The organism is Arenibacter sp. F26102 (assembly GCF_023015865.1).
Taxonomy (GTDB): Bacteria; Bacteroidota; Bacteroidia; order Flavobacteriales; family Flavobacteriaceae; genus Arenibacter.
This window is the reverse complement of record NZ_JALKBC010000009.1, coordinates 172,390-198,583: the sequence shown is the minus strand read 5'-3', so window position 1 is coordinate 198,583 and position 26,194 is coordinate 172,390. Positions and strand designations below refer to the sequence as shown.

The 26,194-nt window shown below is 37.9% G+C and carries 28 protein-coding genes; 7 read left to right on the top strand and 21 right to left on the bottom strand.

The genetic code is table 11. From position 1 onward, the window contains the following. The 10 genes from MWU78_RS14415 to MWU78_RS14370 form a co-directional block, all read right to left on the bottom strand. A partial coding sequence (locus tag MWU78_RS14415) for a hypothetical protein (protein WP_246998923.1) occupies positions 1-262 on the bottom strand: 262 nt, incomplete at its 3' end. A gap of 176 nt (positions 263-438) precedes the next feature. Next, positions 439-723, bottom strand: a complete 285-nt coding sequence (locus tag MWU78_RS14410; RefSeq protein ID WP_246998921.1) for a hypothetical protein — start codon at positions 721-723, stop codon at positions 439-441. A gap of 54 nt (positions 724-777) precedes the next feature. Continuing rightward, positions 778-1,419: a hypothetical protein gene (locus tag MWU78_RS14405; protein WP_246998919.1), complete on the bottom strand. Its 642-nt coding sequence runs from the start codon at positions 1,417-1,419 to the stop codon at positions 778-780. Between the two features lie 53 nt (positions 1,420-1,472). Further along, positions 1,473-1,757, bottom strand: a complete 285-nt coding sequence (locus tag MWU78_RS14400) for a hypothetical protein (protein WP_246998917.1) — start codon at positions 1,755-1,757, stop codon at positions 1,473-1,475. Continuing rightward, positions 1,741-3,195: a hypothetical protein gene (locus tag MWU78_RS14395; RefSeq protein ID WP_246998915.1), complete on the bottom strand. Its 1,455-nt coding sequence runs from the start codon at positions 3,193-3,195 to the stop codon at positions 1,741-1,743. The genes MWU78_RS14400 and MWU78_RS14395 overlap by 17 nt, the downstream gene beginning before the upstream one ends. 3 nt (positions 3,196-3,198) lie before the next feature. Continuing rightward, the gene (locus MWU78_RS14390; protein ID WP_246998912.1) at positions 3,199-3,474 is read right to left on the bottom strand and encodes a helix-turn-helix domain-containing protein; all 276 of its coding nucleotides are present in this window, start codon (positions 3,472-3,474) and stop codon (positions 3,199-3,201) included. A gap of 101 nt (positions 3,475-3,575) precedes the next feature. After that, on the bottom strand, positions 3,576-4,403 hold the full coding sequence (locus tag MWU78_RS14385; RefSeq protein WP_246998910.1) for a hypothetical protein: 828 nt from the start codon (positions 4,401-4,403) through the stop codon (positions 3,576-3,578). Continuing rightward, positions 4,400-4,537, bottom strand: coding sequence for a hypothetical protein (locus MWU78_RS14380; protein ID WP_246998908.1), 138 nt, complete (start codon positions 4,535-4,537; stop codon positions 4,400-4,402). Before MWU78_RS14380 ends, MWU78_RS14385 begins: the two co-directional genes overlap by 4 nt. A gap of 20 nt (positions 4,538-4,557) precedes the next feature. Beyond that, positions 4,558-5,823 carry a tyrosine-type recombinase/integrase gene (locus MWU78_RS14375; RefSeq protein WP_246998906.1) on the bottom strand — a complete coding sequence of 422 codons (1,266 nt, stop codon included), beginning with the start codon at positions 5,821-5,823 and terminating at the stop codon, positions 4,558-4,560. A 344-nt stretch (positions 5,824-6,167) separates the two neighbouring features. Beyond that, positions 6,168-6,446 carry a 2TM domain-containing protein gene (locus tag MWU78_RS14370; protein ID WP_246998904.1) on the bottom strand — a complete coding sequence of 93 codons (279 nt, stop codon included), beginning with the start codon at positions 6,444-6,446 and terminating at the stop codon, positions 6,168-6,170. Between the two features lie 569 nt (positions 6,447-7,015). On the opposite strand from MWU78_RS14370, the gene MWU78_RS14365 reads away from it, so the two are divergent. From MWU78_RS14365 to MWU78_RS14355, 3 genes are all read left to right on the top strand, one after another. Further along, positions 7,016-7,426 carry a nuclear transport factor 2 family protein gene (locus MWU78_RS14365; RefSeq protein ID WP_246998902.1) on the top strand — a complete coding sequence of 137 codons (411 nt, stop codon included), beginning with the start codon at positions 7,016-7,018 and terminating at the stop codon, positions 7,424-7,426. A gap of 771 nt (positions 7,427-8,197) precedes the next feature. Further along, positions 8,198-8,710 (top strand): hydrolase, encoded by a 513-nt coding sequence (locus MWU78_RS14360; protein WP_246998900.1) that lies wholly within the window; start codon positions 8,198-8,200, stop codon positions 8,708-8,710. 458 nt (positions 8,711-9,168) lie between these two features. After that, positions 9,169-9,873 (top strand): hypothetical protein, encoded by a 705-nt coding sequence (locus MWU78_RS14355; protein ID WP_246998898.1) that lies wholly within the window; start codon positions 9,169-9,171, stop codon positions 9,871-9,873. A 7-nt stretch (positions 9,874-9,880) separates the two neighbouring features. Here the strand turns inward: MWU78_RS14355 and MWU78_RS14350 are convergent, their stop codons facing one another. Continuing rightward, positions 9,881-10,396 carry a flavodoxin domain-containing protein gene (locus tag MWU78_RS14350; RefSeq protein ID WP_246998896.1) on the bottom strand — a complete coding sequence of 172 codons (516 nt, stop codon included), beginning with the start codon at positions 10,394-10,396 and terminating at the stop codon, positions 9,881-9,883. Between the two features lie 163 nt (positions 10,397-10,559). After that, the gene (locus MWU78_RS14345; RefSeq protein WP_246998894.1) at positions 10,560-10,796 is read right to left on the bottom strand and encodes a hypothetical protein; all 237 of its coding nucleotides are present in this window, start codon (positions 10,794-10,796) and stop codon (positions 10,560-10,562) included. Between the two features lie 439 nt (positions 10,797-11,235). Here MWU78_RS14345 and MWU78_RS14340 point away from each other — a divergent pair, with 439 nt between their 5' ends. After that, on the top strand, positions 11,236-13,086 hold the full coding sequence (locus MWU78_RS14340; protein ID WP_246998892.1) for a sulfatase: 1,851 nt from the start codon (positions 11,236-11,238) through the stop codon (positions 13,084-13,086). A 262-nt stretch (positions 13,087-13,348) separates the two neighbouring features. Here MWU78_RS14340 and MWU78_RS14335 read toward each other — a convergent pair whose 3' ends face one another. The 7 genes from MWU78_RS14335 to MWU78_RS14305 all read right to left on the bottom strand — a co-directional run bounded on the left by MWU78_RS14335 (position 13,349) and on the right by MWU78_RS14305 (position 21,585). Then, entirely contained in the window at positions 13,349-15,439 is a 2,091-nt protein-coding gene (locus MWU78_RS14335) for an outer membrane beta-barrel family protein (protein WP_246998890.1), read from the bottom strand. A 103-nt stretch (positions 15,440-15,542) separates the two neighbouring features. Further along, positions 15,543-15,791 carry a hypothetical protein gene (locus MWU78_RS14330; protein ID WP_246998882.1) on the bottom strand — a complete coding sequence of 83 codons (249 nt, stop codon included), beginning with the start codon at positions 15,789-15,791 and terminating at the stop codon, positions 15,543-15,545. Between the two features lie 299 nt (positions 15,792-16,090). Then, positions 16,091-16,270 carry a nuclear transport factor 2 family protein gene (locus tag MWU78_RS14325; RefSeq protein WP_246998880.1) on the bottom strand — a complete coding sequence of 60 codons (180 nt, stop codon included), beginning with the start codon at positions 16,268-16,270 and terminating at the stop codon, positions 16,091-16,093. 70 nt (positions 16,271-16,340) lie between these two features. Further along, positions 16,341-17,396 carry a class I SAM-dependent methyltransferase gene (locus MWU78_RS14320; RefSeq protein ID WP_246998878.1) on the bottom strand — a complete coding sequence of 352 codons (1,056 nt, stop codon included), beginning with the start codon at positions 17,394-17,396 and terminating at the stop codon, positions 16,341-16,343. A gap of 273 nt (positions 17,397-17,669) precedes the next feature. Continuing rightward, entirely contained in the window at positions 17,670-19,694 is a 2,025-nt protein-coding gene (locus MWU78_RS14315; RefSeq protein WP_246998877.1) for a helix-turn-helix domain-containing protein, read from the bottom strand. Positions 19,695-19,972: 278 nt separating this feature from the next. Next, complete coding sequence (locus MWU78_RS14310; protein WP_246998874.1) at positions 19,973-20,548, bottom strand: peroxiredoxin-like family protein; 576 nt, start codon at positions 20,546-20,548, stop codon at positions 19,973-19,975. Positions 20,549-20,631: 83 nt separating this feature from the next. After that, positions 20,632-21,585 (bottom strand): L,D-transpeptidase, encoded by a 954-nt coding sequence (locus MWU78_RS14305; protein WP_246998872.1) that lies wholly within the window; start codon positions 21,583-21,585, stop codon positions 20,632-20,634. Positions 21,586-21,739: 154 nt separating this feature from the next. On the opposite strand from MWU78_RS14305, the gene MWU78_RS14300 reads away from it, so the two are divergent. The 3 genes from MWU78_RS14300 to MWU78_RS14290 are packed head-to-tail and all read left to right on the top strand — an operon-like array spanning position 21,740 to position 24,300. Then, positions 21,740-22,522 carry an ABC transporter permease gene (locus tag MWU78_RS14300; RefSeq protein ID WP_246998870.1) on the top strand — a complete coding sequence of 261 codons (783 nt, stop codon included), beginning with the start codon at positions 21,740-21,742 and terminating at the stop codon, positions 22,520-22,522. A 1-nt stretch (position 22,523) separates the two neighbouring features. Beyond that, positions 22,524-23,306 (top strand): ATP-binding cassette domain-containing protein, encoded by a 783-nt coding sequence (locus tag MWU78_RS14295; RefSeq protein ID WP_246998929.1) that lies wholly within the window; start codon positions 22,524-22,526, stop codon positions 23,304-23,306. Positions 23,307-23,310: 4 nt separating this feature from the next. Beyond that, positions 23,311-24,300 (top strand): MlaD family protein, encoded by a 990-nt coding sequence (locus MWU78_RS14290; RefSeq protein WP_246998867.1) that lies wholly within the window; start codon positions 23,311-23,313, stop codon positions 24,298-24,300. A 50-nt stretch (positions 24,301-24,350) separates the two neighbouring features. Here MWU78_RS14290 and MWU78_RS14285 read toward each other — a convergent pair whose 3' ends face one another. Together MWU78_RS14285 and MWU78_RS14280 are read right to left on the bottom strand one after the other, a co-directional pair. Then, positions 24,351-25,571: a metallophosphoesterase gene (locus MWU78_RS14285; RefSeq protein WP_246998865.1), complete on the bottom strand. Its 1,221-nt coding sequence runs from the start codon at positions 25,569-25,571 to the stop codon at positions 24,351-24,353. A gap of 14 nt (positions 25,572-25,585) precedes the next feature. Next, entirely contained in the window at positions 25,586-26,182 is a 597-nt protein-coding gene (locus MWU78_RS14280; protein ID WP_187581417.1) for a CDP-alcohol phosphatidyltransferase family protein, read from the bottom strand. Positions 26,183-26,194 lie beyond the last annotated feature (12 nt).

Sequence of the window (26,194 nt, the reverse complement as noted above, 5' to 3'; positions counted from 1 at the left end):
GCTGTTGTATTTCCGGCTGTGGTAGCTTAACGGCCGCCTTTTGGCCTTTGATAGAAACATTGTCCTTTTTTTCGCTTTGCAGCTTATCCAGGTCATAGCCTTTACCGTCGGTTTGTTCTGAAATATATTCCTTGTTTGGCCCGAAATCTGTACTAATGTAGTCCCCTGATTTAAAAACCTTTCCGCGGCTTATGTGTTGGCGCAACGTGTTGTAAGGTACGCCAACGGCCATGGCAAATTCCTTTGGTTTTAATAATGGCATTTCATTTTCTGTTTTTAGTGTTACATTTTACTTTTTGTAACAATTTTTGTTCTGTTCTGTTACAAGATTTGTTACAGGCTTCAAATATGGGTAATGAGTTAATAAAATGGCGTGTGCAACCTATTCCAAGGGTACCGCAAAGTGTTCCCAGAACCTAAATTGTTTTGTCGTCGCCTTCATTGCTCTACCTCATGTATTAGATCTTCACGTGAAGCCCCCAACACTAAACAAATCTTTTCGATCAATTCATCCAACCCCTCTACCTTATCGTGCTGTTGATAGCCGGTCTTTTGGGATTTGTACATTTGGTCCTTTATCCTATCGTAGTCAAGATCATAACGTGTTTCAATGATCAAAGCCAACCTATGTATATTTTTGATAGGGCGTTGCCCACTTTTCATTCTTGTAATATCATTTAAGAGAATGCACATATCTAAATTTAATCTAATGGTGGACCTCATGTGGCTTGTTTAATAGGCCGGTACTAAATTAAAATCGTTCCCGGCCGGTGTGAACTATTCCTTTAATCTCCAAATCGCCACCTTGTTAGGAACTACTTTCCTCGATTCAATAACAATTAGGTTGTTTAAAGATTTAGCCCAACTATGTTTATATCCTGACAATTCAATTGCATTCATACCAACAAGGTTGATAATTAATTGATGGCTAACCGCCTTATTCAGAACGTCGGCCAAATTTTCGGCAATCGATAAGGCTATATTTTGACGTTCATGGGAAGTATAATAGGAAAATCTCTTTTCCAATTCTTCTTGTAATAATGGATTAACCTCTATTGTCTTTTTAGCTATAATAAATTCATTGGAATAATACGGGCTTTTGATACCGTTTAATGCTTCTTTACATTTTCCAGGGTCCAAACCAAGCAAACCAAGTAGTGCCGATTCTTCGCCATCCGGGAACCCTGTTTTTAACCTCAATAGATCAACAACACCATCCCAACGTTTTATCAAAATCATTTCTTTTTCCTCTTTGGCAAGTGGTCTTTTAATTAATGCTTCAACTTCCAATATGGCGGCGGTCATTTCCTTGGCTGTCTTTTCCTTTTGGTCTTTAGTGTTTTTAATATGGTCGTAATCAGTCCATAAATACACCGGTTTGAAATCCCTTTTGGTCTTTAGTGTTTTTAATAGTTCCATTTTTATTTTGATTTTTAGTTAATAATAATTCAATGTTTTCGCCGTCGATAACTTCAAAAGCCGTGTTCTATCTCCAATAATTCCCACATTTCGGGTATTTCCTGGATCAACTCCCTAACCCCAGTGTTTAAGTCCCCTTCGTCATAAAGGATGGACAACCCAACTTCACCGTCAACCTCTTTTAACAAGAGTTGTGTTAGGGCGGTTAAACCTCCACACAAAATTTTGTCTTTTTGATCGGTTGTTAGCGGGTTATCAAATAGATCCTGGATATAGTCGAACGCTTCCATGATCAAGCAAACCATTGAATGGTCAGTTTTCTTATTTGGCTTTTTCACAACTCTCGAATTTAGATGTTAGAAATTGGGGTAAACCTTTTTTACCGCGTGTTCTATTGATTCTATCTAAAAAAGTAATTGAATCTATAACAACCCCGTAGCTTTCCTGGGCCATATCTATAATGCTTGAAAACTGATTCCAAAACGCTATTGTGCTTTTGTACTCAACTGTTATAGTCTTTTGGACTTTCTTATTTATTGCGGCGTGTGCCCTTCCTGTAGGGATTCCAATCTCAATCAAATAGATCATGGCATGGTTACCGGATTGTCTTAACTTGGTCGTGCTAAACTTTTTTCGATGTGGGTCCGGGAAAACGGTTTGGTTTCCCGATGCTAAGGATCTACAACCACGTGTAACCCATGCCATTCGTTTATTGATCGAATCAATTTGGGCGCGTTCTTCCTTGGTCATTTTCGAACGTTCCTCACGGTCGTATTCCAAGACTGCAAAACCATGCTTTTTTAGCAGGGCCTTTTGTAGCACATTTAACGCTATACTTGAATGGTTATTTATGCTACACTTAGAGGTTTTTAAAGTGCGGTTATTTATGCTACACTTTTCTATAATACCTTGTCTTATTTCTAACAGGATATTATCCGAAAATTTAGCGGTTATTTCCTCTAGCCTTTTTTTATGCCTATTCCTAAAATTTGGTTTTAATTCCATCCAATACCTTGGATTCGAATAATCCGTGATAAGTCTTTTTTGATGTTTGGATAGTAGTTCTTTATTGATTGTATAATCATAATGCACAACCTCGTCAAACCGCTTTAAAAGCAAGTTAGAGGCACTTTCCATGGTTTCCGGGCGTATGTCGGCCATTGTAATAATGCCAGTTGAAACAATCTCCCTTGTTTTAACCACTTTTATCTCAATTCTAAGAGTATGTTCTTTTAATCCGTATTGCTTTGATTTATTATAAATCTTAGCAATGAATCTTTGGTGTATGGCCTGGGCATAACTTCCGCGATACCTAAACTCAAAAGGAACGCCCATGTGATATAACAATCCTTTAATAAATATATCCGGGTCAAAGGATGTATTTATATTAACTCCAAACTCAATATTCTTTATAATCATTTGGGATGCACTACAGTTAAAAAGACTTTCCAAATGTTCCTGGACCGAATAAAAATCCATTAATGAAAATTGATTCCCATTAAAACCACGTAGCCTATTTTGCCCGAAATCCCTTTGATTAGGTCCATTGACACCATTTAAAGAGTTCCAAAGTTTATGGACGCTACCGGAGAAATACACCGCCCCGCTTTCATAAATAGTTATTTTACAAAAATGATGTTCCGCGATTTTGCGTCCTGAAATTTCGCCCGTACTATGATTTAGCAAACTATCGAACTCCAAACCGCTTTGGTTTTCTATATAGTTTAAATCAGGATGTTGCACTTCTATTTTTACATAGTCTGCTGCTAACTTCATAAACTATGACCGTTTGTACTTAATAGTCTTTATTTCAGAACATGCACGGTCGAACTCATCCACGGATATTAGATAACGTTTCCCGAATTTTTTCGCGTGTATACGCCCATCCTTTAAAGCGTTCCAAATTGTTTGGACACTTACCCCGGTAGCATCTGCAACCTCCTGGGGTGAATACCTTTTTATTGATTCTCTTTTAGGAAAGATTTTTTTGATCTCGGATATTTCCGCCCTTGTATCCCTAATTTCTTGAAGTAAAACATCAAATGGATTGTTCATTTTGCCTAAGTTTTTAAACTACTTAAGGGCAAAACTATAAGGTAATGGGGTTGAAATATAGTTACACAGTTACAGTAACGGAAGTAACTATAATTAGGCTGTTAATTTTGTATTTTGGGTAGAATTGTGCTATAAAATTTTAAATATGGATTGTTGTTAAACTTAGGGTTACTTCCTATTTTTATATTAGCATCGCTAAAAGTTTTTTTACTAACTATATGATTAATAAAAGTACTTGTTAATAACTCTGTTATTTTGACCCCATTAAGATTATTTGGCTTTAAATAGTTTAGAAAATCCAATGCAATATACAACATGCAAATACCCATTTTTGGTGAACGGATATCGTATCTCGGTGCAATAAAATCAAATGTTTCATTCCCGTTATCTTTTATTATTTTATTTTCAACTAAACAACTTATTGCCTTTTCATATAAGCTATCTTTAAAAAGATCCTTAAAGGAAGTAGATTCTAACATTTCCTTTTGCCCAATGTGGTCCAAAAATTCCTTTTTAATTTCCCCGGCGTTGGTCAATATGGGTACCTTGTACATTTCGGTTAACGATTCCGATTCATGCCTATGTTTTAATTTTGTGGCGTAATCACGCCATTCTAAATCAACACTACTACCTAATTCAACAATCCTATTTTCGAAGGTTAGCAATTGCTTATTTAAATCAAAAAAAAGTCTTTTCAACAAATCCATAATTGCAATAGGGTGACTGTAATATTGTACATACTCTAATAGATCTGACTTGGCAGAATACAACGCCAAGGTTGAAATTTGAAGCTGTTCGATTAGTTCTTCTATATTATTTTCATTTTCGATGGATTCAACAACATATTGTTCCTTTTTCAAAACCTGCTCGAAGTACTCCCAAATAGGATTTTTGGGAATATACCAATCCGTTAGTCTAGCTTTAGTCATATAAGTCCAAACCCAATTTTTGCCAACTCTCGTTCCAATAATAACCCCCTTATCTGATCATCTTTGCGCGCATTGTACATTTGCAATTTCGCGATAAAGATTTGCTCTTTTTCATTTTCCGTTAGTTCATTCATAATTGATAATATTAATTAGACTATGCTTTTTTTAATAATTTGAAATCCATTTTAAACACCTCATCTACCGCCGTTTTTTTGTCATCATCATCGACCTGGTAATACTTATTCAATGTTTTCATATCCTTGTGGCCCGATATGGAAGCTATTAATTTATCACTATACTTTTCCTTTTTCATCAAGGTAATAAAGGTACGGCGCGCCGTGTGTGTACTTACCCGATCGCAAAAAGGTATATTGGTTCTAATATCCTCCTTACCTATCGTGGTTATTTTTTCTGTCATTTGGGTATAACCGCAATCATTAAAAACCTCTTTGATATATTTATTTTGTTTTTGGTTAGCTATAATCGGAAGTTTATAATCGTATTTCCTTAATAAATACAATGCGATTTCATTTAATGGAATGGTTCTAACGGGTTTGTTTTTACTTTTTTCCTCCTTTAAATGAAGTGAATTATTAATAATATTTTCTTTGGTTATAAATTTCAACTCGCCAAATCTCATTCCTGTCAAACATGCAAATACAAATACATCCCTTACCTTTTCATGTTTTTCAGTTTCAAACTTATGGTTCAATAACACCTCCAAATCTTCCTTTTTTAAAGCGATTTGCTTGGTTGCAACTCTCTCATTTATTCTAAGTTCGGTAAAGTCCTTTTTATAAGTATATTTATTGCTTACTGCCCAATACATAAAGGTTTTGAAAAGTCCAATATTACGTGCAAATGTATTGTGGGCATGCTTTAATTCCTTTACACAATAATCTGTAAACTCGCTATCAAATTTTGAGTTAATAGAATTAAAAGTGAGTTTATATTTTTTGGACTTTTCAAATTTTTGCAAAATATTTTTAATGTTCTTATATCGCTTTTGTGTGCTTTTGCCCCAATCCAACCTTTTGGTCTTAAAATCAACAAACTCATCGAATGCCTTAAAAAATAATCCCTGCCCGGATGGTGTTTTTTTAAACTCCTTTTCAAATTCTTCTTTTAAAAGTTTGGAAGTAAAATCTTCATTGAAAACTTTACTTCTTTCTTCAACTTCTTTAAAAATTTTACTATACCTATCCAATTGAATTTGAATAGAATTTGCTGAATTGGATTTATATTTTCCACTTTTAATTGGCTGCTTATTTTCAAAATCCCAATTGACAGGGATAATTTTTTCCCCAGTAGAATACACAAACTTTTTTTCCTCGTATTTAAAATAACAAGTGAAAAGAATTAGTGTTTCCTTATCGCTTTTTGGATGCTTTAAAAAAAATGAATGTGACTTGGTTGACAATGGAGTTTACTATTTGGTTGACAATTTATTTATAATTAGCTATCGTTTTGAACTATAACAAATATATGTAAATCACGCTAATAAAGGGATAAAGCCACTAAATAAAGAGAAATATTATTTTTAAACGCAAAAGGTTCGATAACGGTATTCTCCACCAATAAATACAGGGCTTCAAGAGTTTTTAACTTTTGAAGCCTTTTTTATTTGCGGGCAATTTGCACGCGAAACATATTATGGATAAAGCTTATTGCTATTTGAAACATATTGGTTTTTTTGATAGTTTTTACTGGTTACAGTATACTTTATTGTAAAAATATCACGTTCCCTCCTCAAATTGAACAACACTAATTCTTCTTTGAAAGTTGCTTATCCATTTCTTTGCGAATCATACGTTCTGTGACACCGGATTCCGTGTTAAAAACAAATACGCCCATGGCATGCCAAAATATCGCTATGCCCCAACCCATAAGTGGCCAAATGAACCACAGGGTATCTGGCGACTTAATGAGGTTTACACTAATAAGAATTGCATTTACTACGAGGTAAACCGCTAAATGAATTTTAAAACCAATCCTTGCCTGTACTTTCTTCTTTGCCTTTTGATATTCTTGAGTATTTTCCATGACATGTTTTATTATTGGATTACAATTTTTGTTTTCGGGTTAATGATGAATAACCAATAAGGCCTAACCTTTTGCCCTACTTATAGCTAATATTCCCGTTCATATCTACGACCTCAACCGCTTGCAATTTTGCTAACTATTATGGTCCTCGCCTTAATATATCTCTCAAATAAAAGCGAATCAATGATATTCATCAGGTGAATATTGGTTGTGAAAAGAAATGATATAGGCCTGCCAGGTCAGAAATCGATTGAAAATGGGGTTATCCGCCATCAGGCCATAAACCATAAATATGACAAATACTCCTTTTATACGTGTAATGGCAAGCTCAATAGGTGAAAATAGTGAATGCAATTCCCAAGTAACTGAAAAAAGAAGTCTTTCTTTAATGATTTACGTCATTTTATAAATAACTGACGGTCAGTACATTTGAGCCTATAAGCCAAAAAATAAATGAAAACTATAAACTATAGCGATTTTATTTATCACACTTTGCTCAATGGTCTCTTTTGGCCAAACGGAGAATAACGGCAATTCATTCTAAAAGCAGTTGGTTAAAAATTGACATCATGAATAAAGAACATCCGAATATCAGTATTATAAAGAGGTTCAACCCTGTAGACCCCAATACTTTGGCTGGAGTATTAGCCGAAGATTTCGTTTGGCACTATATTAATCCTAAGGTATCCGAGTTGGAAGGAGACTATTTCGGCCTCTCTGGTTTAACAGACTTCTTTCAAAAAATAGCAGGTCGCACCAGTGGTTCCTTTAAAGTAAATCCCATATCCATAATACCTATGGGAGATGAACTAATCATCACACATGTTAAAGACAGCTTGTCCCTGGACGGAAAAGATATGGAGATTGATGCAATTGTTGTATGGTGTATTATCAATGGTCAGATCAAAGAAGCTTGGGACATACCTATTGCTCATACCGCAAAAATGATAAAAACTGTTAAAGAAAAACTGTCAAAATAGTAGTAATTATACCGGAAAATGCTGTTCAGGAGACTTTGTTTTTAATAAAAGGACACTAAAAGACAAGGATTCATAGATAAATTAAATTGGTTTGAAAAACGCTATAGAGAAGGGGTAAGAATTAAAATCTTGAAAAACGATGAAGACAAGATGATCGGTTTTATTGAGTAAGTTATTGCCGAAAAATCCTGAAAACCTATAGATGCCGATAATTTTATGTTTAACCATTGTACTAGCTACTCTAAAAAAGAAAGAAATAAAGGTTACGGCTCTATGCTTATTGAAGAATCCGAAAAAGACGCAAAAGCCAAGGGTATGCATGGTGTATGCGTAATAACAAGTAGGGGTGGTTGGCTAGTCGATAAAACCCTTTTTGAGAAAAATGGCTTTCAACAAATTGAAACAAAGGATAGGTTCGAACTACTTACTAAAACATAGAACAGAAAGGCCTAAAATCCTAAATTTTACAATTGGACAAACCAACAAAAAAAGAACAAAGGCTGGCATCCACTTTATGCAGATCAGTGAACTTGGAAGGAAAAGTCCATAACTGCAATACTGGATGTTGCGATGGACTATAATGTGGACTTGAAAGATTTACAAATAAATACCATAAAGAAGGCAAATTTGCCTACTTCAGGTTTTAGCGTGTTCAGTCTGTTGCTCAATGGTAATTTGTAGGATGACCAATATCTCAGCGCCACCCGGTTTCGGAGTATCTTGAAAAAACAAATGAATAGTACGATTTAAAAATTCAAAATAATTAATGCTATGGAACAAGTACAGAATGCAAAAATAGTAACAGAAGAATGTTGTCCAGTATTCCATCCCGAAAAGTGGGAACACAAAACCTTTAATTGGATTCAAAAAAAATTCATAAAGGCGTCGGTTCCCACCCTGTTTCATATTCCTTTGCCGCCCATGATAGGCAAGAGAGTAACCAAAATGATGAAATTAGCAGAAGATGCCAATAAACTATCTGAACATAAAGACGAAACACTCTTGCTGTTCAGAGATCCGTCAGCTTTCAAAACTGAGATGTACCTATCGGTCTCCGGTATAGTTCCCAATGCCCAAAACACAACCCTTTCAGGAACATTCCAGAGTCGCGTATTTGATGGCCCCTTTAAGGACACCCCTAAGTTCATGAAACAATTGGAAGCAGATTTGGCCGAAGAGGGCAAAGAGGTCAAAGACTTCTATGTACATTATGCTTATTGCCCAAAATGTGCCAAGGAAAGGGGACAAAATTATATGGTGCTGTTTGGAGAGTTGGCCACATGAAAAAGAATTTTTCTTTTAAACCTGGGTTTTATGCCATTTTCTTTGCGGCCGGAGCTAGCGTCCTACTTGTCCGAACTATCATTATGTTATCGCAAAATTCAATGATATCCATGGTAGGCTGGGTCGCAGCTTTGCTCGTCATGGAGTTTCTTCTTGATTTGGGCTGGTTGTTTTCCTCCATACTATGGTGGATATCAAACAAAAAAAAGTGGATTAGAATAACATTGCGCCTCGCGGCCATAGCAATTATACTACACGCAATTCGGGTACTGATTTTTATATTGGGTCGAGTTGGACCATGGATTGACTTTGATTATCGACCTGAATACAGGCCGTTGCAATATTCAGAACGTACATGGATATATTTTGCAGCGATTATGTCAATATTGGGAGTAATCGGGGTTATAGTGGTCTGGATAGCCAGACGTCATTCAAAAACTCGCAAAGGAAGTCAATAAATGAAAGATTTCAAGACCCTCTTTGCTGCCCAAAGCAAACAATTTGTAATCCTTCTTTCTCTTTTATTTGTATTTACAATCATCACGGTCACTTTGTACCAGCTCAACGATGGTATATTTTTCAGGTTTTTCAAAAATTTTAATCCATTGACACTTTTTGGGGTCACTGCAATTTCCGGAAGCTTGGCCTTGACTTTCTTGTTATACAACAGATGGTTTGACATCCACCGAAAAGTAAAGCCTCGGATATTCTTAAAATTTTCCCTATCCGTGCTTCTATTCGTAGCCATTGCAATTTTTGTAGACTTGGCCATTGTTTTTCCACAAGGGATGAACATCCTACTTCCTGAATCTCTCTTGTTCTATCCTGCCATCGCCTTTTTGGTCGAAATGTTATTTCATGTACTGCCCTTGGCCGTTTTGATGATTGTTCTTAACAGGTTCTTACCGGCCATAGGACTTCTAAAACCAGTTTGGATCGTACTGGGCATTGTGGCGCTCCTCGAACCTTCCTATCAAGTCTATATGGATGACTATCCCCTATGGGCAGCCATGGTTGTTTGGGTGAACTTGTATCTATTCAATTGGGTTCAATTAGTAGCTTTTAAGCAGTATGGTTTTATATTGATGTTGACACTTCGTTTGGTATATTACCTTTTTTGGCATATAATCTGGGGCAGCATCAGACTTGATGTACTTTTTTAGCTAATATTCATGTGTTATGCCCACTGTATTGAAATTGCCCAATAATTTTTAGAATTGGTTCAATGCTAGATTTGTCCATATAGTCAAATCCTCCACGTTCTTCCTTTTTAGCTTGAGGGTCGGGGTTAAAGAGCGAACCCATCCACAAGATTTTTCGAAGCCACCAACTGAGTTTTGAATGGTCTAATCTGCCGTGAAGGGCCACATGTTCCATTTGTGTCAATAATTGACTAGGAAAGGAAGCGGCAACCCATCTTTCGAGTTTGTCGCTGGGTCCTGCACCGGAGACGGAAAACAAAATCTTTGACCGGCCATTAAGCTTGCTCAAATTTGCCCTTGCCCACTTTCTAATGGTCAACTTATAATACAGCACAGAACTGCCCAATATTAAAAAATCATATTTTGATGGATCGGCACCGGCATCTTTGATATCGAATATGGGTAAACCAGTGGCTTCGCCTATCCATTTTGCGTATTGTTCCGTACTGCCGTACTTACCTGAGAAAAAAATTGCACCCTTCATAATATTTTGTTTTAATTATTATTTTTTCAAAATTTCACTGGCCTAGATGTTGTCTCTGTTTACAAATCATTCTTATCATGAGAATATTGCACATCCATATTCGGATATAGTTTTAAGAGTCTTTGTGTCATTATAAACGTTTTTCAACCCTTGTTTTCCGTAACTAGGTATTAACTTTTATTCTATATGCAACTGCCCAACTGTTCAATTCTGCGTCCCCAACAATAAGCTGTGGAGTTGGCTCATTATTGATAAAGTAAGCTATATGGCCTTTGGTAGATCCAGATGTTGAGACTGTAAAAAAACTTGCATCGTTAAAAACATCCAAGACTTTTTCAAATGGGTCAAGAGCGAATCCGTTCGTATCAAAATCCAAAAGAATAATTTTCTTTCCATTCAAATGGCTACCTGCAAGATTGCGGTTGGATAATTTGATAAGCAGCGCTCAATGTTAGAATGAAATGACGGGAATAGACTTTTCCTTGGAGTACCAATTATAAATCGAAGATACTGATGGCAACCTATATGTAAAATGATGAATATCAGTTTGGTAAACTTTCCCGGCGGCCTACTTGCCATGGATCAACCATTACTTAGTTTTTAGAACATTTTATTAAGCTAAAGTTTTTAGAGACCGAGTTTTAAAAAAAGATGTTTGCCTTTATTCAAGCAGTAACTAAGTATCGGACTTAACTTAAAACATCCAAAACTAAAATCCACCTTTTTATTAGTAAGCAATTTTTCGACGATGTTGGATACAGACCTTGGCACACCATATTACTCTGAACTTTATTTCTTAATTTAATGCCTTAATATCCAACATCCTCATCCCATTACCAATGAAAAAACATCCCGTTTACCTTTTAATAGCCTGTATTTGTACGATGGCTTGCATCAACCAACTACATTCCCAGGATCTCCCAAATATTCTATGGATAACCAGCGAGGACAATAGCGCATTTCTGGGTTGTTACGGAGATGAATTTGCCAATACCCCCAATCTTGACAAATTGGCGAGGGAAGGTTTTTTGTACACCCATGCCTATGCCAATGCCCCTGTTTGTGCTCCTGCACGAAACACTATTATCTCGGGAATCTATGCCAATTCGGGAGGCCATTCCAATATGAGAAGTAATTACCCCAGAGGAAGCCAGGTAAAATTCCATGTAGAGGCCATGCGGGAATTGGGCTATTATACTACCAATTCTGTCAAAACCGACTATAACACCAATGTAAATAAAGAAGTATGGGATGAATGTAGTTCGGATGCCCATTATAAAAATGCGCCAAAGGGAAAACCCTGGTTCGCTATTTTTAATACTACCATTACCCATGAAAGCAAAATACACGATCAACTGCCCATAAGTGAGTTGAGTCACGATCCCAAAAAAGTCCCTATTGCTCCTTACCATCCGCGTACCCCCGATATGGAACGCGACTGGGCACAGTATTATGATCGTATTCAGCAAATGGATGCTTTTGTAGGCCAACGCTTAAAAGAATTGGAAGACTCAGGAATGGCCGATAATACGATAGTAATTTATTACGCGGACCATGGCGGTGTATTGGCGCGCAGCAAACGATATGTATACGAAACAGGTACACATGTACCCTTCATTGTGCGGATTCCTGAAAAATATAAAAAATTCTGGCCTGCCAAAGAGCCTAATTCCAAAGTAGACCGTTTGATCAGCTTTGTTGATCTATATCCCACATTATTAAATTTGGTAGGTGCTGATGTGCCCGAACAATTACAAGGTGAGGCGTTCTTAGGTGAAAATATAAGCCCAGATCCAAAATATGCCTATATGTTCCGTGACCGTATGGACGAGTGGTATGATATGAGCAGGGCCGTAAGAAGTAAAAAATACCGTTATATCCACAATTACATGCCACACCGAATTTATGCCTTGCCAATAGAGTATTTGTTCCGGGCCAAGTCATTGCAATCATGGCAAACAGCCTATGAGAATGGTGAATGCAACGAAATTCAGAGTGCCTATTGGAATACAAAACCTGTGGAGGAATTGTACGACACGGACAACGATCCCTGGGAAATAAACAACCTGGCCAAAGACCCTAAATACGCCGATATTTTAGAGGAAATGCGAGCAGCCAACAGCATGTGGTTGACTAATATTAAGGATACCGGATTTATGCCAGAGGATGAGCGCACAATAAGGGCAAAAGATCAGGCAATATTCGATTACTTTCAAAGTGGTAAGGTACCTATTGAGGAAATCATTGAAGCAGCAGAGCTTGCCTCATTTGGGAAAATTGAAAATAAACGAAAGATGGTAGAATTCCTTAAATCCAAAGAATCGGCAATTCGTTATTGGGGTGCAACGGGTTTACTCCTTCTTGGGGAAAAAGGAAAATCTGAAATCGCCGCTTTAAAAAAGGCCATTGACGACCCTTCGGTGAGTGTAGCAGTGGTAGCCGCAGAATCGCTGTATAGACTTGGTGAAAAAGAAGAAGCTTATGAAGGCTTCTTAAGGGCCTTAAAAACCGACAGGGAATTTGCACAAACACAGGCCATGAATTCTATTTATTTAATTGATGACAACAGCCAATTATTAAAAGAAGAGGTAGTGAATACACTAAAGCGAATGAAGACCTTAGATCGCAATCAATACAATTATAGGGCTGCCATGAACTTGGTGAATAAATGGGGACTTAACATTAATTAAAGGGAACCGAACAATATGGCAAGGTAAAAGGTTAAACCATGGCTACATTAGTCAGTTTATGGGCTGGTAATTAGGAGCAAACCCTGAGTATTAACTTACTTACCTGACAATTCCAGACCCATTTTTTGAAGCCTTTTAATTTGATTCAAAACTTAAATGAATTTAAGATTGATTTTACTGGATTTCAATTATTCTACTTTGATAATTATTCACTCTTTGTAGGATGCCTACTCTAAATATAAAATTATCCATTTAGATATGTTTACATCCGATTGCGCTCCTCTTGGGATCCCGTTTGCCGTTTTCTTGTTTCTTTTACTTTTTTATTCCCGAAGGGAAAAGAATAGGTTAGTTGAAATACCCTTTCGGACCAGTCGTTGTCGCCATAGGTCTTTATACCCAGTTCCGGCTGATTATATTCCCATTCGATGATGCCGCTGGTGGCAGTGATATCCTGTACACTGAAGGTAAGGGTACTTTCGTTCTTGAATTTTTTGCTGATCCCGAAGTTTACGTAATGTTGCACGTACTGCTCTTGGTCTCCGGATATGTACGGACTCATATACCTACCATCTATGTTGGCGGTCCATGAATTACCTAGTTCAAAAACATTGGCCAACTGAGCTGTAACAGTAAATAGTCCTTTTTCAAAAGGCAGGGGCCGATTAGAGGCATCTTTTACCTTTTTGTAGGCACCATCCAAATTCCAATTCATTTTCCACATTTTACTAATTTTTATCGGGAAGCTCATATTTAACAGGAATCCGTTCATTTGATCAAAATTAATAGGGATACTTGTCTGCAGATTCTTTTCCTTATCAACCGTGTTATAGAAAGCGATGGCGCCCTTGGTCCTATTTATTTCCATCGAGATCAAAAAAGAACCTTGGTTATATGCAAGCCTGACCGCATTGGTAAACGATGGCCTAATCCGCGTATTTGAACTGGCGAATAACGACGGGTCTATTAAAACGTAGTAACCTGCCAGACTAAAAAAAGACGGCCGCTCAATACGGCGGTTAAAGGATAAAGTCAGCGACTTGGTTGAATCTATAGCGTAGCTGGTCCTTACGACCGGAAAAATATTATTGTAAGTAACGTTAAAGTCTTTCTCTCCAACGGTATCGTCAAGTTCATAATTATAGTGCTCCAGTCTAAGGCCCAGATTACTTTCCCATTTCCCGTTCCATTGTCTTTGAAACGAGGCATAGGCTGCCAAGACCTTTTCTGCAATATCATCGTTCATTGTAAAAGCTTCGTCCACTTCCCAAACACCGGATGATCTATTCCGAATTTGTGATTGGGTATTGGAGTTATTAAAAGTGCCTTTAAGACCTGTTTCCCATTTGTTGCCCGCTTCCGTCTCCCATTCAAAATCGGCCTTTGCCGTTTTGATTTCAAATTGTGATTCACGATCAACTTCTGTTCTTTCAATAGCTTCCGAAGGATCAAGATTGGAAAGTTCGGAAGAATTTTGCACATCCAATGTTACCCTATCCACATCGATATTTAAAGAAGCATTAGCCCCTATTTTTCGAAAATAGTTTAGGTTTATAAAGGTGTTGCTGTTAGGATTGTCAACATCAAGGAGGAATTCTGAATCGGTATTGGGCACCGAATTTATTGAACCACTTGATCTACTAGTATAATCATGGCCCAGTGCATTATTTTTGGAATACCCAAAAAGACCCCCTACAATGTTGTTTTTGTCAATTTCAAAATCGGCCCCCAATGTAAAGCCCAATGAATTGCTGGTAGGGTTTTCAAATTTCAACTTGTTCTCGTAATAGTAATAATCGCCCTCATATTCATATTCCCTAAAATGATTTATCAATAACTGGGGCGATCTGCTATGAAAGCCAGTGGCATTGCCATAAATATTCAAACTGTTATTGCGATAATTAAAGTCGGTACTTCCGTTGAATTTTTCCCTTTGCCCAATACCAGCGGTAAAACTAGCGTTACCATTAAAACCATAATGATTATTTTCCTTCATGACAATATGGATAATACCGGCGGCATTATCAGCATCATATTTTGCCGAGGGCTGATGAATGAGTTCAATACGATCAATGCTTTCTGCCCGCATTCCCTTTAATTGCTGTATCAAGTTACTCTTGGGTACGCGCGAGACCCTATCGTTTATCATAATCAGCACCTCACCCTTATTGTTTAGACTAATGCTGTTCGAATTCTCCTGAACAATGACCCCAGGTGCCTTTTGAAGCACTTGCAGGGCATTATTACCACTAAAGGCAGGCAAGGACCCCACATTCAATATTAACCTATCGCTCATTTGCTGGAATAAGGCCTTACGCCCAACCACCTGAACGCCTTGTAACTGTTGGCTCATAGGTGATAATTGGATATTCCACCTAGTATGCTCTTTTAAATCGTTAAGTGCTATAGATCTACAGTAAGGTTCATATCCCAAGAGGGAAATATTAAGTATATAATTACCAATTGATATTCCTTCCACAACAAACCCCCCCCATGGTATCGGTGGTTACGCCCTTCACCAAAACAGAATCCTGTTGTTGTAAAAGAAGTACATGTGCGAAAGGCATTGCCTCTTTATTTTCATCATAAACATTGCCTGCCAGCGTAGCGTTCTGTCCACATAAGACCTGTCCTGCTCCCATAAGCAGAAGAACCACTACTAAACTATAATAATTGAGTTGACGCATTGTGTATGTAATTTTCATTATTTACCCACTAAGTGAGATTTGAAGGCCCTGACGTTTTGTCGAAATGTTATCTGTGATTTCCTTCCGATGCCTCATGAGCCTGCCTTTATCGGCAGACAGGCCTGCCTTTGTCGGCAGACAGGCTTGCTCTGAGGTAATCGACTTTGAGTTAGTGCTTTGGATCCTTTAAGATTATAATAATAGGTGGGGAAATGAAAATATAGATTCCCCACCGTTGTGAATAAATGTTTGTACAGATGGTATATAAAATGGAAATAGCCCAAGCACTTGTCTATATTTAATATTATGGCGCTCTTTTAACTATCCTCTTTTGCCAAGGGTGAATGATGCTCGTGAACCATTTTCCATCCATTATCCGTCTTGACGAATAACAAGGTTATTTGGTCATTAACCATTACTGGTTCCTCTCCAAATTTTAAATGAAAATCCGAGTGAAAGGTTAAATTGGCCACATCGCCATAAACGGCAGTTTGCAAATAAGGATTGTTTTATTCCTTTTCAGCATAAAATCAAAATGGTTGCATCTCAGAGCAAGAATAAAAAGATCTATGCCCTTGCCTCCAAAATCAAATTAAAAGGCGTTTCCGTAGCCCTTCTAAATCTACTAAACCCTCCTGCTGTAGCAACTTCCCGTAAGCGTTTTTCCCCTGCCTGTGCACCTAGGGCTAGACCTACCTCCTGGTTTAAGGAACAGGGTGTACACAGTGTAGTGGAAAATGCATAAAATGCCCTCCCTACAGGGTTTAGGTTTTCCTCTAAAGTATCATTTGCAAAAGGTTCCACGATCATACAGGTCCCATCCGGTTTTAAGGCTTTTTTTACGTGGGCACAGGCACCTATGGGATCGCCCATATCATGCAGGCAATCGAAGAAGGCTATAAAATCATAATCGCTGCCTGGAAAATCTTTGGCCAGGGCCACTTCAAAAGAAATATTGTCCAACCCGGCGGCGGCGGCGCTTTCCCTAGCATGTTCTATAGATTTAGGATGATAATCATATCCAATAAAAGTGGAATTGGGATAAGCCTTGGCCATAATGATAGTAGACGCGGCATGGCCACAGCCTATATCCGCTACCTTGGCCCCATTCTTTAATTTGGCCTCTACACCATCCAAAGATGGAATCCAGTGATTCACCAAATTATTCTCATAGGATGGACTGAAGAATTTTTCGGTACCGCAGAACAAACAAGTGCTGTGATCGCCCCAAGCGACCCCTTCACCTGATTTAAAAGCTTTTTCCATCTTGGGTGCATCATTGTAGACCGATGTAATTGCATAAAATGCCCCGGTCATAAATACAGGACTTTTTTCATCGCCAAAAACAGCCGCCTGTTCCGGGGTCATTGAAAAGCTACTGGTAGTGGCATCATAACTTACATACCCCGATGCCGCCTGAGCCGATAGCCATTCGCGGACATATCTTTCCGCCGTATTTGTTTCATCGGCCAATTCGGTCGAATTCATTGGCCCCGATGCCGCCAATGATTTGAAAAGTCCCAATTTATCCCCCAATAAGATTAAGGGTCCATTGGCAGCAGCTCCCATTTCAGTAACTACTTTTCCCAGTAACTCGTTTAATTTTGCTTCATTTAATTCCATGATTCTAATTTTAAGTGAATAATTAATTTAATTATGAAGGGGAACTAAAGTTTACTTTAAGGTTAAAAAGACTGTACGGGGAGGGTTTCAATATTACTGCATATGGAGGGAGTATTTCCGTACAACAGACTATTTATCCTATACCTCAAAATTGATGTTATCAAAGATGGGTATAAACGTAAAGCGCTGCTTAACAGCTATGATGCAAACTTGTTAATTTTTTGGTCAGGCCTTTAAATTATGGTGCGCAACCTTTAAAAAATGATGAAATGCTTAGTTGGAGCTATTACTATCTGAAAAAGTTTTAATGGGTATCCCTATTCCTGAAAATCCAACTTTATCATAAAGACTTATGTATCGTGGATCGCTTCTTAGAGGGGCAAGAAGTGGCTCTTCCCTTAACCATGTCATTTCTACCTCATGCCTCTCGTACGATCTTTGTAGCCATTCAAAGGTCTTCTCATAATTTTTTTGAGTACTATAAAATAGTGCTATAAACCATGCTGGGCTACCAGAAGAGCGATTTTCATACTTGCTTTCCAACTCCGCCAAATATTTGGAAGCATCTACAGTATTGCCATCCATTTGGGCATAGACGGCATTAAGCCACATCAAAATTGGTGGATAATCCGGGAATTGGGTCAGTAATTTATGAAGTTGTTTTTTTGAATTTTGATATTCCTTTAGATAGTAATTAAGTTTAGCGGACTCCCTTAGGTAAAACCAATTATCACTATGTAAAGAATAGGTATTGTTTAAGAGCTCCAATGCTTCTTCGGTTTTTCCAAGAAAAAACAAGGCTTCTGCCTTGAAGCTGAAAAGAAAGCCAATTGATGAATCGGTCAAAATAACTTCATTCATTGCATTGAGAGCATTTTGATACCTTCCTGTTTTTATAGCATAATCCGCATTGATAGCGGGTGTATTGTCTATGAAGGAATCCTTCAAAATTCGTTGGTAATATTTCTCTACCTCTTCAAAACGCCAATCGTAAAAAAAATACCCGCTGTATAATTCTTCTTCCACTTCCTTATTGGTAGGATCTAATTTCAGTGCCTTTTCCAGTAATTTTTTCGCATTACTCCAAGCTTCTTGTTCATCATATATACCCCAGACCAATCCTCCGAAGCTCCATACTATAGCCTGCCCTCTATAGGCTTCCACGAAATTAGGGTCTATGGCGATAGCTTTTTCATATAAGGCAATAGCATTGGAGTACGATAGTTCATTGGCCTTATTCATTTGAAACTCGGCTTGCAGGTAATAGGAGTAGGCCTGTTTGCTTTTTGTAGGCACTTTTTGAATATTATCAAGCTCATTTTCGGCAATATCAGCATTCATGTTGGCGGCAATACCTTCTACCACCTCTGTCTGCATTTTAAAAATTTCGTCACTTCTCCATTCCCTTACGTATTCTTCCGACCACAAATGATCATTCGTACGACTGTCTATCATTTGCAGGTTTATTTTGATTTGGTCACCTGAAATCTGAAGATTGCCCTGCAAGAGGTTTGTCACCCCCAATTCTGTAGCTATTTCTTGGGTAGACCTATTCGATTCTTTGTATTTTATAGTAGATGTAAAGGGAATAACTTTATCAATAGAATTAATTTTGGTGAGTCTAGAGATAACGGCATCTGTCATTCCATCACTAATATATTCCAGATTTGGATCTCCCGTCCAATTCTTAAAGGGCAGTACGGCAATGGATTTTTCTAAAATCAGGTTTTCCATGCCTTTGGTTTCAACATTTTTCTTTGAAGTAGTACTATTAAGAAATAAGGCTGCTGATACTATTGCTACTAACAAAACCGACAAGATCAATGGTTTTTTATAGCTTCCTTTTTGTTTTTTTGATAGGTCCACATCGGAGAGCAACCTTTGGCCTGTTGCGGTATTGGATGGTTCCTTACTCTCAACGCCCACACTGGCGTCTCTAGATTTTACCTCCCCTGGGGTGTACCCGTAAAACTTATGGAAAGAGGTACTGAAGTAGGTGGCACTACTGAAACCCACCCGATAAGCTACTTCTGAGGCTGTAACATTTTCCTCTCTTAGCAGCTCCAAAGCCCTCTTTAATCTATATTCCCTGATAAATTGGCTTGTAGAGACACCTAATATTTTGTGCAGTTTTCGATGTAGACTAGAACGGCTCATTCCCACCGCTTGGGCAAGACTATCCACCCCAAATTGATCGTTGTTTAAGTGCACCTCAATTTCTTTGGTAAGTTGCTCGACTAGAGCACCCCCCATTGATTTTTCGTGAAATCCTTTGTCCAAATTCTTGTCCGAACTCATCTACTAATCCAATTTCTTAAAGGGGTGTAGCACAAGTTAAGCAATTTAAAAAATAGTTGACCCTTAACTATCAGACAATTAAATAGTCCTTATTAACCAAAGATTAGCATAATTAGCCTATAATTATTGACTTAAAGAAGTTTGGAACCACGAAATTAATTCACCATTAACAATATCTTATAAATCCTCAACACTACAATTGTCTGTGATCTGTGCTTAAATTTGTCCTCTCAATTATAGGAATGTAAATGGCAATGAAACTGTTATGACCTATACCGTTATGCTTTCTTCTCCATTCCTTTAAGCACCTCTATTATTTCCTTTGAGCCCATCCTTTCGGTATAATTGGCCTCAACATGTGCTGCTTTAATGATCTGGTTGGTATTGACTATGAAAGTTGCTGGAACAGGTAGGGTCTTTAACCCCTCACCATTCAATTCCGCTAAATCTCGACGCTGGTGATAATCTTCCCCTGGATCAAACTGTAGATTATAGGCTTTTATCACTTCTTGATCTGCATCACTGAGCACTTCAAATTCAAGTTTGTTTTTTTGGGTGGCTGTAAGTGCATCATCCGGCCTTTGAGGGCTAATAGCCAATAAGGTGGCCCCAAAGGACCTAATCTGAGGCAAGTGACTCTGTATTTCCCTAAGATCTAAATTACAGATAGGGCACCATTCACCACGATAAAATTTTATGATTACAATACCAGATTTTAACGCTTCAGATAGTGATACTTTTTGGCCTAAGGCATTAAGCAATGAAAAATCAGGTGCCATATCCCCTTTGGAAAGCCCTTCTGCCTGAGCGGCATTGGCTATAACCAACTTTTGGAATTCTTGTAAATTACTCATAAACCATTATTTGTTCTGCAAACTAACAAAAAGTATGATCTGCGAACAACTAGCAATAGTAATTTACCAATAATTTGGGTAGGCTACTGATAACCATAGATATCCTCTAGGACCTGTTTTTCACCATTATCATCCAAAATAGTCAGATCATATCGTATATGGACAGGGGTATTCAGAGGGGCGTGGTAATAAATAATCCATGCATCGGCTTCCGTAACACCTATACAACCGTTGGAATATGCCTTGCCCAAGGTCTCTGGATTGGTAGTGGGATGTATCATTTGCCCATTCCGAATACCATTTATTTCCGTTTCTATCCATGGAATAACAGGCATTATGGTTGTTTTTTTATCATCCCTTTTGGTTACATAAAATCGCTTGCCGGTCACGGGATCATAAAAACTAGGATTCCTTTCCAACCTTACTATTTTACCTTTTCCTGTTTTGGTCCTTAAATCTGTAACGCGATCCCCCATGACCAAATATCTTTTTCTATGTTGTCCTACCCGTATGGGGAAGGTAAACAACAGCAGGGAATCCTGATAAATACGAAGCTTGTACTCTGGAATATTTACGTCTATCCGAGTAGTTTCAATATCCCTTATAAGATTCTGCCCTTCCTCCACAGCAGGTATCACCAAAGAATCATGAGCCTGGAGAACAATCATTTTTCGTTGGTCATAAACAAAGGAATCCCGTGCCATTTGCCTATAATAATCCGTATTGGCCAAAGTATCCATAATCCATGGATTGGCTCGCACCAAGACATGCTCGGATAAAGCATAGGGCACTAAGGAATCATATTTATTAGCCAACGAATCCATAAACTTAAAATATTGATCCACTGTAATATTCCTGGTAACATACGCCTTTAGGGGTATGGTTTTCTTAAGTATAATATTTTGATCTCTCTCTTTTTGAGATACGGAATAGGACTTTTCAATGAAAGTATTCTTTGGTAAAATGGGTCGCTTAACACCACAGGAAACACCTAAAAGAACTAAAAAATATAGTAAGAATGTATAGGATTTATTCATTTGCCTTTGGCTTGGTTTTGATTAAAGCAAAACTAGTGCTGCTATGTGTATTATAAAATGACAATGGTCACTCCGCCACATGACATTCCTCATTTTAAGCCCTTGGCTTTCATGCTATCTTTGATGAAATAGGTCCTTTCAAAAGGATTTGGGTATGGACAATACATCAACGTTATTTAAAGGGGTAAAAGAATTTTTTGTAGAGATCGGTGATCTCTCATATTTTACTGCCCGATTTTTTAAGGAGGTATTAAAACCTCCTTTCGAATTTAAGGAGCTGCTACGCCAATGCTATCAAATGGGGAACAGGTCACTAGTTTTGGTAACGGTAACTGGATTTATCATTGGACTGGTACTGACCTTGCAATCAAGGCCCACATTAATTCAATTTGGAGCGGTTTCCTGGATGCCGAATATGGTCGGTATCTCTATAGTAAGGGAAATAGGACCCGTTATTACGGCACTTATCTGTGCGGGCAGAATTGCATCGGGGATAGGCGCCGAATTAGGTTCTATGAGGGTAACAGAGCAAATTGATGCCATGGAAGTCTCCGGGACCAACCCTTTTAAATATTTGGTAATTACACGGATAATGGCCACTACTTTAATGCTCCCTATTCTGGTGATATATGGGGATTTGGTAGCTCTATACGGATCTGCTTTAGTAGAGAATTTAAAGGGAGATGTTTCCTTTCAACTCTACTTTAATACGGTTTTTGATGCTTTATCCTTTGCCGATCTGGTACCGGCCACCATAAAATCGGTCTTTTTTGGATTTACAATAGGATTGGTAGGCTGTTATAAAGGATATTATTGTAAAAAAGGTACTGCAGGTGTTGGTGTAGCGGCCAATACCGCGGTGGTCATGGCATCCTTACTTTTGTTTGTGGTAGATTTTATTGCGGTTTTTATTTCCGATATTTTTTATGAACTTTAATATGACAGACCCGGACCAAATAACACCTTCAAACGAATCTGCCCATGGCGGAAAAGCCGTTATAGAGATTAAAGATCTCTATAAAAGTTTTGGCGACAATCACGTATTGAACGGATTTAACATGACCCTGTTGGAAGGCGAAAATCTTGTGGTCATGGGGAAGTCGGGCTCCGGTAAATCGGTAATGATCAAATGCCTTGTAGGATTGGAAAAACCCGATAGTGGAACGGTTAAAGTATTGGGCAAGGAAATAAACACTTTAGATCAGCAAACTTTGGACGAATTGCGTTCGGATATCGGATTTCTTTTTCAGGGAAGTGCGCTGTACGATTCTATGACGGTCCGGGAAAATTTAGAATTTCCAATGCGTAGGCACAAAGAAAAACTGGGAGTGGTTGCGGATACCGAACCCCTGGTTCAGGAAGCACTGGAAAATGTTGGATTGGCCCATACTATGGATTTAATGCCCGTAGAACTATCAGGAGGAATGAAAAGAAGAGTAGCCTTGGCGCGCACACTGATCCTAAAACCAAAGGTAATCCTGTATGATGAGCCAACAAGTGGTTTAGACCCCATTACCTCCAAGGAGATTATAGAACTAATGCGTTCCATACAAAAGAAATACGGTACTTCCTCCCTAATAATTACCCATGATGTGGATTGCGCCAGAGTAATATCGGAGCGGATGATCTTATTGGTAGATGGTATTAATTACGCAGAAGGCACCTATTCACAATTGTCGCAATCTACCGATTCTAAAGTAGAAGCATTTTTTAAAAAATAATATAATGGCAAAGACAAAATTAGAAAATTTGAAATTAGGGATATTTGTTGTCCTCGGCACAGCCTTGCTTGTGGTAGCGGCCTATTTAATAGGGAACAGACAGAATATGTTTAGTAAAACCATTCCTATAAGCGCCATATTCAAGAATGCGAACGGACTTCAAAATGGGAATAATGTGCGCTTTTCAGGTATAAATGTAGGCACGGTAAATAAAATAGAAATGATAAACGATACCACCATTCGCGTCCGAATGATTATTGAGGAAAAAATGCAAGACCACATTAAGAAAGATGCTGTAGCCACCATTGGTTCCGATGGTCTTGTGGGCAGTATGCTCATCAATATAGTACCTGGGGAAGGGAAAACAAACCATATTGGCCCAGGGGATGAATTGCAATCCTATAGCAGGGTTGCTACCCAAGATATGCTAAACACCCTAAACCTAACAAATGAAAATGCAGCCTTGTTGACACAAGACCTGTTAAAAGTAACACGATCCTTGACACAGGGCGAAGGAACCTTTGGCATGTTGTTGAACGATTCCCAAATGGCCTCGGAACTTCACCAAACCATTACCAACCTGAAACTTAGCAGTAGAGAAGCCAATATAGTGATTGGGGAAATGAACAAAATAGTAAAACAGTTCGATTTAGACAATAGTATTGCAGGAGTTCTCTTAAAGGACTCTATTTCCGGGGATAAAATGAGAAATGTAATTTCCCATTTGGAAAATTCCAGTATCGAAATCGAAAAAATGTCCACGGATTTAAATTCTGTAATCATGGATATAAAAAAAGGGAAGGGAGCCATTAACTATTTGTCATCGGACACCTTACTGGTACAGCAACTGGAAACTACCATGGAAAATGTTACGGAAGGGGTTAAAAATTTCAATGAAATTACGGAAGCTTTAAAACATAATTTCTTAACTCGGCGATATTTCAAAAAAAAAGAAAAAGAGCAAAAAAAGGAGCAGGAGAAAATCAATGAATAAATTCCTATACCCAACTATTTATTAGTTGTACCGAACAGAATTTAATGCCATTATTGCACCTTCTCCAATTCTATAGAGGTGATTTCGGGGCGCATCCCCAAGCGGCCAGGAAATCCCATCCACCCCAATCCTCGGCTTACATAAAGATACTGCTGGCCCAACCGGTATAATCCCGCCCAGTGTTCGTATTTGTACTTTATGGGACTCCATTTTCTATTTCTGATATTGATCCCGGCCTGCATACCATGTGTATGACCAGAAAGTGTAAGGGCTATATTGGTTTGCTCCACTACTTCCCCACGCCAATGCGAAGGATCGTGGGACAATAAAATTTTAAACGCTATTCCGTTTACATCCAGCAGGGATTTTTTAAGGTCCCCATATTGTTTAAAGGGTGGATTGCCCCAATTCTCTACACCTACGATTGCAATTTCCTCACCATTGTTTACAATACTTTCGGATTCATTCAGCAAAAGCTTAAAACCTATTTTGGCCTGAAAATCTTTGATATCATCAAAATTGCTTTTCCTTTCTTTCTCAGATTCCCATTTGCTATAATCCCCGTAATCATGATTCCCAAGCACAGAATATTTGCCCTGTTTGGCGGTAAGCTGCTTTAAAACCTTCTCCCAACCATTCAATTCCCATGCATAGTTGTTCACCAAATCGCCCGTAAAAAAAATAAAATCGGGATTTAATTGGTTTATAGTTTTAATGGCACGGTCCAGTATATGGTAGCGATAGTTAAAACTGCCCAAATGAAGATCGGATATTTGAACTATTCGCAAGCCGCTAAAATTTTTTGGAAGCAATTCGGATTTTATCTTAACATGGTGAACCTTAAACCTATATACCGCTCTAAAAACGGCATAAACGATAACGAAGAAAGGCAAAAACCCAAAAAAAACACCGACCACAGGAATGATAAGTAAGGATTTCTCGCCCGAAATTAAAAAGTTGGAGAAATAGAGTATTGAGATAACCACAACAAATATTAATTTGGGAATAAAGGAGGAAACTGTTAAACCATATAAGGATGAAATAAGCAGTTGCTTTCTTTTTGGGGCTATACTTTCCAATCTGATTTTTAACACCAAAATAGAAATAATAAGTCCTATGGTAAAAAACCAAAATGCGATGAATATACTACTCTTTATACCGGAAGAAGTAATAGGTTCCATTATAGATTTAAGCCAGAAGAAAGCTAAGGTATCTATTAGTAAAATGGCCAAACATAATAGGACTATGGCAAAAAAAGTGTAAGATCGCATTAATAAAAGTTTTGCTATTGGGAATTCGTATTCTTTGGCCTTCTTTTATCACTGAGTGCCCAGAAATAGCCTTTTACATCTTCTACCCACTGATCATACATAAAGATAAGTGTAATTTCCTCAATAGTTTCCAAAACGCCTAAAACAATCATTACATAGAACAACCAATAAACTGGTCCAAAAAACAACAACCATAAAATAAAAATCCCTTGGGTAATGGCCGAAATTTTGGCCAAATAGGTATGAAATGCAGTTGCCTTTCCATATTTAACAAAGGCAATAAACATTTGAACCAGATATGGGACAAATGCCAAAAGTATTAGAAGATAATTTGCTTTGATAAAAGTATTTTCAAAAAAGACTAGACCGATCAACCCAATAATCAAGGTTATTTGATCTCCAAGAGAATCGAGTTGTGAGCCCCTGGCACTTGTAATTTTTAACCTCCTTGCCAAAAAACCATCAATTGCATCCGTACTATAACTTATAAGCAACATCCAACTAAACCATTCACGTTCCCCAACCCAAATTAGGCCAAGTAATATGGGAACGGCCATAATCCGATAGAAGGAAAACCAATCGGCGATATTGAAATATTTAAAATTATACATATTTATTAATTA

Coding starts and splice junctions, on each gene's coding strand:
- MWU78_RS14410 (WP_246998921.1), bottom strand. CDS start 723: ATGAGGTCCACCATTAGATTAAATTTAGATATGTGCATTCTCTTAAAT.
- MWU78_RS14405 (WP_246998919.1), bottom strand. CDS start 1,419: ATGGAACTATTAAAAACACTAAAGACCAAAAGGGATTTCAAACCGGTG.
- MWU78_RS14395 (WP_246998915.1), bottom strand. CDS start 3,195: ATGAAGTTAGCAGCAGACTATGTAAAAATAGAAGTGCAACATCCTGAT.
- MWU78_RS14390 (WP_246998912.1), bottom strand. CDS start 3,474: ATGAACAATCCATTTGATGTTTTACTTCAAGAAATTAGGGATACAAGG.
- MWU78_RS14385 (WP_246998910.1), bottom strand. CDS start 4,403: ATGACTAAAGCTAGACTAACGGATTGGTATATTCCCAAAAATCCTATT.
- MWU78_RS14380 (WP_246998908.1), bottom strand. CDS start 4,537: ATGAATGAACTAACGGAAAATGAAAAAGAGCAAATCTTTATCGCGAAA.
- MWU78_RS14370 (WP_246998904.1), bottom strand. CDS start 6,446: ATGGAAAATACTCAAGAATATCAAAAGGCAAAGAAGAAAGTACAGGCA.
- MWU78_RS14365 (WP_246998902.1), top strand. CDS start 7,016: ATGAATAAAGAACATCCGAATATCAGTATTATAAAGAGGTTCAACCCT.
- MWU78_RS14360 (WP_246998900.1), top strand. CDS start 8,198: ATGGAACAAGTACAGAATGCAAAAATAGTAACAGAAGAATGTTGTCCA.
- MWU78_RS14355 (WP_246998898.1), top strand. CDS start 9,169: ATGAAAGATTTCAAGACCCTCTTTGCTGCCCAAAGCAAACAATTTGTA.
- MWU78_RS14350 (WP_246998896.1), bottom strand. CDS start 10,396: ATGAAGGGTGCAATTTTTTTCTCAGGTAAGTACGGCAGTACGGAACAA.
- MWU78_RS14340 (WP_246998892.1), top strand. CDS start 11,236: ATGAAAAAACATCCCGTTTACCTTTTAATAGCCTGTATTTGTACGATG.
- MWU78_RS14335 (WP_246998890.1), bottom strand. CDS start 15,439: ATGAGCCAACAGTTACAAGGCGTTCAGGTGGTTGGGCGTAAGGCCTTA.
- MWU78_RS14330 (WP_246998882.1), bottom strand. CDS start 15,791: ATGAAAATTACATACACAATGCGTCAACTCAATTATTATAGTTTAGTA.
- MWU78_RS14320 (WP_246998878.1), bottom strand. CDS start 17,396: ATGGAATTAAATGAAGCAAAATTAAACGAGTTACTGGGAAAAGTAGTT.
- MWU78_RS14315 (WP_246998877.1), bottom strand. CDS start 19,694: ATGAGTTCGGACAAGAATTTGGACAAAGGATTTCACGAAAAATCAATG.
- MWU78_RS14310 (WP_246998874.1), bottom strand. CDS start 20,548: ATGAGTAATTTACAAGAATTCCAAAAGTTGGTTATAGCCAATGCCGCT.
- MWU78_RS14305 (WP_246998872.1), bottom strand. CDS start 21,585: ATGAATAAATCCTATACATTCTTACTATATTTTTTAGTTCTTTTAGGT.
- MWU78_RS14300 (WP_246998870.1), top strand. CDS start 21,740: ATGGACAATACATCAACGTTATTTAAAGGGGTAAAAGAATTTTTTGTA.
- MWU78_RS14295 (WP_246998929.1), top strand. CDS start 22,524: ATGACAGACCCGGACCAAATAACACCTTCAAACGAATCTGCCCATGGC.
- MWU78_RS14290 (WP_246998867.1), top strand. CDS start 23,311: ATGGCAAAGACAAAATTAGAAAATTTGAAATTAGGGATATTTGTTGTC.
- MWU78_RS14285 (WP_246998865.1), bottom strand. CDS start 25,571: ATGCGATCTTACACTTTTTTTGCCATAGTCCTATTATGTTTGGCCATT.
- MWU78_RS14280 (WP_187581417.1), bottom strand. CDS start 26,182: ATGTATAATTTTAAATATTTCAATATCGCCGATTGGTTTTCCTTCTAT.